This window comes from Halomonas sp., from assembly GCF_052095765.1.
Taxonomy (GTDB): domain Bacteria; phylum Pseudomonadota; class Gammaproteobacteria; order Pseudomonadales; family Halomonadaceae; genus Halomonas.
The window spans coordinates 23,256-29,870 of record NZ_JBQDJZ010000023.1; the positions used below are offsets into that span (position 1 = coordinate 23,256).

Annotated in this window: 7 protein-coding genes; all 7 read right to left on the bottom strand. The window is 60.2% G+C overall.

Annotated elements, in window-relative coordinates; all coding sequences use genetic code 11:
* Positions 1-11: 11 nt before the first annotated feature.
* The gene (gene murB / locus ACTH3D_RS04950) at positions 12-1,016 is read right to left on the bottom strand and encodes a UDP-N-acetylmuramate dehydrogenase (protein WP_441665862.1); all 1,005 of its coding nucleotides are present in this window, start codon (positions 1,014-1,016) and stop codon (positions 12-14) included.
* Positions 1,013-1,492, bottom strand: coding sequence for a low molecular weight protein-tyrosine-phosphatase (locus ACTH3D_RS04955; RefSeq protein ID WP_441665864.1), 480 nt, complete (start codon positions 1,490-1,492; stop codon positions 1,013-1,015). The genes murB and ACTH3D_RS04955 overlap by 4 nt, the downstream gene beginning before the upstream one ends.
* Positions 1,489-2,283 carry a 3-deoxy-manno-octulosonate cytidylyltransferase gene (gene kdsB / locus ACTH3D_RS04960; RefSeq protein WP_441665866.1) on the bottom strand — a complete coding sequence of 265 codons (795 nt, stop codon included), beginning with the start codon at positions 2,281-2,283 and terminating at the stop codon, positions 1,489-1,491. The genes ACTH3D_RS04955 and kdsB overlap by 4 nt, the downstream gene beginning before the upstream one ends.
* A 12-nt stretch (positions 2,284-2,295) precedes the next feature.
* Positions 2,296-2,505: a Trm112 family protein gene (locus ACTH3D_RS04965; RefSeq protein ID WP_441665868.1), complete on the bottom strand. Its 210-nt coding sequence runs from the start codon at positions 2,503-2,505 to the stop codon at positions 2,296-2,298.
* 67 nt (positions 2,506-2,572) lie between these two features.
* Positions 2,573-3,583, bottom strand: a complete 1,011-nt coding sequence (gene lpxK, locus ACTH3D_RS04970) for a tetraacyldisaccharide 4'-kinase (RefSeq protein WP_441665870.1) — start codon at positions 3,581-3,583, stop codon at positions 2,573-2,575.
* A complete protein-coding gene (gene msbA, locus ACTH3D_RS04975; RefSeq protein ID WP_441665876.1) occupies positions 3,580-5,361 on the bottom strand; it encodes a lipid A export permease/ATP-binding protein MsbA in 1,782 nt (593 codons plus the stop codon). Before msbA ends, lpxK begins: the two co-directional genes overlap by 4 nt.
* A 28-nt stretch (positions 5,362-5,389) precedes the next feature.
* Positions 5,390-6,615 (bottom strand): ComEC/Rec2 family competence protein (locus ACTH3D_RS04980; RefSeq protein WP_441665872.1); only part of this gene is annotated, 1,226 nt, incomplete at its 5' end.

The following is a 6,615-nucleotide window of genomic DNA, read 5'->3' on the forward strand; positions in this document are numbered from 1 at the left end:
GCTTTTTCCGCTTAAGCGCTCGCCATTCGCGGCTCGCGCTCCAGCGAAACACCAAAGCGCCTGTCGACCTCAGCAGCCACTTTATCGGAAAAAGCTAGCAGCTCCTCAGCGCTCCCACCACCATGGTGTACCAGCACCAGCGCCTGACGGTCATGCACGCCAAAGTGCCCTTCCTTCCATCCTTTTAGCCCGCACTGGTCTATCATCCAGCCAGCAGCGAGCTTGCTGCGCCCGTCTGCCTGCAGGTAATGGGGAATATCGGGATACTCAGCCATAAGACGCGCAGCCTGATCCGCGGATACCAACGGATTTTTGAAGAAGCTGCCCGCATTGGCCAGCTGCTTTGGATCAGGCAGTTTTTCCTGGCGCACCGCACAGACCGCCTCGGCCACTTCCAGTGCGGTGGGTGAGTCACCCAGCCGACTGGCCAGATCGCCATAGCCAAGCTGCGGCTGAGGACGGCGACTGAGTCGCAAAGTGATCGCTGTGATCACTACGCTACCGTTGAGCGCACCCTTGAAGATACTGTCCCGGTAAGCGAACTCGCAGTCATCGGCACCAAGGAAGGAACGTTGTCCACTACAGATATCCAGCAGTTCGACGCACTCCAGCACAGCCGCCAGCTCAACGCCGTAGGCACCGATATTCTGGATCGGTGCCGCCCCGCAGTGGCCGGGAATCAGCGCCAGGTTCTCGATTCCCCAGAGCCCCTGCCGGGCCGTTTCCATGACCAGCTCATGCCAGTTAACCCCGGCACCTGCCCGTACTCGCACGCCGTCGTTGGCAAGGAGTTCGAAATGCCGTTCAGCCATGGCAGGCTGAATCACCAGCCCCCCAAGGCGCGGCGGCAAAATCAGATTACTGCCGCCACCAAGCACCGTCACTGCCTCATCACGTGCTTCACTCAGCAGCGCCGCCAGGCTATCGTTACTATCCGCTACGGCAAAGCGTTCCGCCACACAGGGCAGTCCCAGAGTATTCAGCCGACTAAGATCATGGGCTGTAAAAAATCTCACAGATGACTGTCCATGCGCTCTCGTATTTCATCAATCAGCCCGCGTGACGCTGCTTCGATCAGGTCCAGCACTTCCTCGAAACCCTCATCACCGCCATAGTAAGGGTCTGGCACAGGCGAATCAGGCAGGCCGGCATAGGCAAGAAACAGCCCCTTTTGTGCCTTGCTCGTCGCGGGACACAGCTCATGCATGGCGGCCAGGTTGTCATGGTCCATGGCCAGCACATAGTCAAAACGCTCAAAGTCTTCGGCTTTCAGCTGCCTGGCCTCAAGCCCCGAGATATCCACGCCCCGCTCTGCGGCAGCCGCCTGGGAGCGCTTGTCTGGCGCCTTTCCCCGATGCCAGTCAGCCACGCCACAGGAGTCAATCTCGATCCGCCCGTCCAACCCTGCCTCGCTCAACTGCTTGCGAAATACGCCCTCAGCGGTGGGGGAACGGCAAATATTACCCAGACACACAAACAACACACGAATCATCGGACATCTCCATGAGTTTTAACCACGATGGCCCGGACACGCTCGAGATCCTCCGCGGTATCCACCCCCGCGGGATGCCTCTCAACAGCCAGGCCCACCTGAATCACATGCCCATGATACAGGGCTCTCAGCTGCTCAAGCTGCTCAACCTGCTCAAGCGGCGCCGGCGCCCACTGCTGAAAAGCTCGCAGAAACCCGGCGCGATAGGCATAGATGCCTACATGCCGGAGCCAGCCACCCGCCGAAAGTTTACTCCCACTGCCCGCCTCTGTGCCTTGCCCTTCCCAGTCTTCACGCTGCCAGGGAATCGGCGCGCGGGAAAAATACAGCGCCCGGCCCTGGGCATTAGCAACAACCTTCACCACATTGGGGTTGAATAGGCTGGCCTTATCGGTGATTGGCTCCGCCAGAGTCGCTATCGAGGCCTCAGGATCAGCCGCCAGCAGCGCGGCAACTTGATCAATCAGCGCCGCCGGAATCAGCGGCTCATCGCCTTGAACATTGACCACAATGGCATCATCGGGCAGCGCCAGCTGTGTGGCGACTTCTGCCAGCCGGTCGGTGCCGGAGGGGTGATCGGCCCGCGTCATCAGCACTTCAGCACCGCTGCCCTCAAGCGCCTGGCAAATACGCGGGTCATCAACCGCCACGATCCGGCGCGATGCGCTGCTATTTTTGGCCTGCTGCCAGACGCGCCTGACCATGGGCAGGCCGCCAATATCGGCCAGCGGTTTGCCCGGCAGGCGGCTGGAGTCATAGCGTGATGGAATGACAACGATGAAGTCGTGCATGCAGCTACTCCGTCAGTCCTGGCTCATTGGGCCGGTTGACGGCGGAAGCTTCTCATCCACAGCCATCTGCCGAGCCTGCTCGGGCAGCATCACCGGAATGCCGTCGCGAATCGGGTATGCCAGTCCATCATAACGGCACAGCAGCTCATCCGCTTCGCGTTCATAACTGAGCTTGCCCTTACACAGTGGGCATACCAGCATCGCCAGCAGTTGTTTATCCATCGTTTCAGTCTCCACACAAAGCGTTACACAGAGTTCGGTACTGTCTCGGCAAAGCGCCCGACCAGGCCTACTGCAACTCGACCAGTCGCTGCTCGATCCAGGCGACAAACGCTGGCTCGGGAACAGCTTCAACGTCCAGTATCCAGGTGTTTTTCAGGGCCATCGCCTGACACTTGACGGCATCTTTAGCGGTCATCACCAGCGGCAGCCCATCGGTGTAGCTCAACTCATTTGCGCTAAAGCGGTGATGATCGGCAAAACCGAACGCCGGCCCTATCTCAACTCCCAACGACTCCAGCGTCTCAAAAAAACGTGCCGGACGACCAATGGCGGCTACGGCGCGTACTGGGGGAGTAAAGGGCAAAGGAAGTAGCGGCAGGCGTTTTTCTGCGGCCCCGCCAAGGGAACGCCAGGCAGCAGGCTTCAGGGTCATTTGCCAGGAGCTCACCGGCAGCGGGTGGCGAAGCTCGCCGTTAACAATAACCGCATCCACGCTGCTCAGGCGCTCAGCCGGCTCGCGCAACGGGCCCGCCGGAAGGCAGTGACCGTTGCCCAGCCCTCGGTAGCCATCAATCACCACAAGTTCCAGACTGCGCGCCAGTGCTAGATGTTGCAGCCCATCGTCACTGAGCACAATGTCGCAGCCCAGCTCGACCAGCAAACGACCACCACGCGGCCGATCCGGGTCAACCACCACCGGCACACCGCACTGGTCAGCCAGCATCCGCGGTTCGTCGCCGCAGGCAGCGGCTGAGGTGTCGGCCTCGACCAGCAATGGGTAAGTGTTGGCCTTGCCACCATAACCTCGCGACAGAATGCCCGGACGCCAGCCATTCTCAGCCAGATAGCGTGCCAGCCAGGCCACCAGCGGCGATTTCCCGGTACCGCCCAGGGTCAGATTGCCCACCACGATGACCGGCACCGGAGCCTGCCAGACCTCGCGCCGGCCCGTGGCATAGGCGTTGGCCCGCCGCTTGACGGCATAGCGATACAACGACGCCAGCGGCGTCAGCAACCCGAGCCAGCCCGTACGGCGGCAGTAGGCGGCTTCAAGCCAGCGTTCACTCAACCCCTTCATTGAGCGTTGGCATCCTGGAACTGTAGCCGGTGCAACGCGGCGTAAGCACCGTCCTTAGCCAACAGCTCGCTGTGGCTGCCCTGCTCGATGATGGCTCCTTTTTCCATTACCAGAATACGATCAGCGCGTTCGATGGTCGACAGCCGGTGGGCAATCACCAGCGTGGTTCGCCCGCGGCTGACCTCCTCCAGCGCTGCTTGAATATAGCGTTCGGACTCAGTATCCAGCGCTGAAGTGGCCTCATCCAGTATCAGCAACGGCGAGTTGCGGTAAATCGCCCGGGCAATGGCCAGTCGCTGACGCTGACCGCCAGACAGCATGACGCCATTCTCACCAACCAGGGTGGCGTAGCCCTGATGCAGGTGCTGGATGAACTCATGGGCATGGGCCGCCCGGGCAGCGGCCTTGACCTCTGCCGGGTCAGGCACATCCTCGCCATAGGCAATATTCTCAGCAATGGTGGCGTTGAACAGAGTAACCTGCTGCGACACCAGCGCGATCTGTCGACGCAAGGGCTGCAGCCTATAATCATTGATGTCGATGCCATCAAGCAGCACGCGCCCCCTGGTGGGGCGATAGAAGCGCGGCAACAGACCGACCAGCGTTGATTTTCCGCTGCCGGAGCGCCCGACAATGGCAATCATTTCTCCCGGTGCGATGTCCAGCTCGATACCGCTGAGCACTTCGGGCAAGTCATCACGGTAACGAAAGTGCACCTGTTCGAATGTCAGTCGCCCCTCGGGCCGCTGCGTTTCATAGCTGCCATCATCAATCTCGGCAGGCTCTTCCATCAGCCCGAACAGCTCGGCAGCAGCGGCGATACCTTTCTGTATCGTGGGATTGATATCCGTCAGCTGGCGCACTGGCTTGGCCATCAGCGAAGCGGCGGTGATAAAGGCCACAAACTCACCGGGAGTCATATCGGCCAGTAGTTTGGGCGACATGGCGAGCCACACTAGGCACGCTAACGAAATCGCCACCAACAGCTGGATGACCGGTGTGCTAATCGCGCGAATCATCGCTTCCTTGATGCTTTGCTGCCGGTTGACCTCACTGGCCTCGGCAAAACGTTTTTTCTCGTATTCTTCTGCGCCATGGGTGCGCACGACCCGATAGCCCGACAGGGCTTCGGACGCTCGATGGGTCACGTCGCCCATGGAATGCTGTATGCGCTTTGAAATCTTGCGGAAGCGTTTGCTGGTATAGCTCACCACACCGCCGATCAGCGGTGTGACAGCTAGAAACAACAACGTCAGCATCCAGTTGGTCCACAGCAGATACAACACCAGGCCAATCAGAAATAGCCCTTCGCGCAGTAGAATGGTAATCGCCTTGGTCGCCGCACCGGTGACCTGCTCCACATGATAGGTCACCCGGGAAACCATCTGGCCCGAGGAATGGGCATCAAAAAAGCTCCCCGGCAGATGCATCATGTGATTGAACACATCGCAGCGCAGCGCATGCACCAGGTTACGTGCCACCTGACTCATGTAGAAGGTGCCCAGAAAGGTGCCAAGGCCGCGAGCGGCAAACATGCCGATCACGAACAGCGGTAGCATCAGTCGGAAGTCAGCTGTCGGCTTCTGAATGCCATCGATCAGCTGTTTCATCATTTCAGCAAGTGCGGTACTGGCTGCGGCATAGATGACATAGCCGAAGATAGCCAGCGCAAATGCCACCCAATGTGGCCTGACATAGCCCATCAGCCGCTTGTAAAGGGCCCATCCTGACTGATCTTTCAAACGATTATCCCGCCTGGTTGGTGGCTCTATGTGCATGGCATCCGACAGCATCACGGTGCTTGAGTCAACGCAGGCTGTCGATATGCCCAGTGGCGGATTCTACCGTAAGGCAGTCCCGTTCAACAGCGCGGGACATGCGAGCAGACCGTGCTGTATGTAACAGTTCCACTCCCGCAGCGCTGCCAAGAGTCAAGCCAATGGCTCCATCATTGGCCGTACTGAGCTGGCAGCTCTGCTGGCGACGAAACAGGCGCACAACCCGGTCTGCCGGATGACCATAAGGGTTATCCCGGCCTGCACTGAATATGACGATTCGGGGACGGGCAGCAGCAATAAACTGCGCTGAAGAGCTGGTAGTACTGCCGTGATGCCCGGCCACCAGCACTGCCAGATTGCCGCGCAGGTCATCCAGCAGTTGCCGCTCAACATCCTTTCCCACATCACCGGTAATCAGCAGGCGCTGCGAGCCTGCACTTACCAGCAACACACAGGAACTGTCGTTCCCCGACAGGCCGGCGACACCCTGAGGCGGCCACAGAATCCTGAACGCCACGCCATCTCGCTGCCAGTGCTGGCCAGCCTCACACCCGCTGAACACCACTGGCAAATCACTGCCGGCCGGCGCCAGATAGCGTCCTACCTGATGCTTCTGCTTGAGTGACAAGACGCCACCGGCGTGATCCTGATCGTCATGACTGATCAGTACTTCATCAAACACCTGGGGAGCGGACCAGACGCTGTCGAGCGGCATGAAGCCAGAGGCATAGCGTGGCCCAGCATCCACCAGCAACCGGTAACTGGCTGTCTGCAGCGAGACCATCTGCCCCTGCCCCACATCGTGCACCTGAACCCTAACCTTGCCCACATCAGGCCTATCAGGTTGCAGTGTCAGCGGTAGCGCCACCAGCACCGCGCTGAGCAGCCAGCGCAAAGCGCCACTCAGCCCCGGCAACAACCAGCTCAAGCCGAGCAAGCCGAGCCCCGCTGCCAACGGCAACCGCCACTCCAGAGACACATGCCACAGCGGTAACCAATCAGCTGCTAACCCCAGGCCAGTATCGGTTGTCTGTGCCAGCAGATCGAATAACCACCAGGGCAAGCCGCCGACCAAGGGCACCTCGTTAAACAGCCAGCCCGCCAGACCAAGCGGTACCATCAGGCTGCCCACCACCGGCACTGCCAGCAGGTTAACCAACGGCGCTGCCGGTGCCAGACGCCCAAAGGCCAGCAGTACTGCCGCCGCCATCAGCGGCGCCAGCAACCACTGGGTGCGCAGCAGCGCCCACAGCC

Coding starts and splice junctions, on each gene's coding strand:
- ACTH3D_RS04955 (WP_441665864.1), bottom strand. CDS start 1,492: ATGATTCGTGTGTTGTTTGTGTGTCTGGGTAATATTTGCCGTTCCCCC.
- kdsB (WP_441665866.1), bottom strand. CDS start 2,283: ATGCACGACTTCATCGTTGTCATTCCATCACGCTATGACTCCAGCCGC.
- ACTH3D_RS04965 (WP_441665868.1), bottom strand. CDS start 2,505: ATGGATAAACAACTGCTGGCGATGCTGGTATGCCCACTGTGTAAGGGC.
- lpxK (WP_441665870.1), bottom strand. CDS start 3,583: ATGAAGGGGTTGAGTGAACGCTGGCTTGAAGCCGCCTACTGCCGCCGT.
- msbA (WP_441665876.1), bottom strand. CDS start 5,361: ATGCACATAGAGCCACCAACCAGGCGGGATAATCGTTTGAAAGATCAG.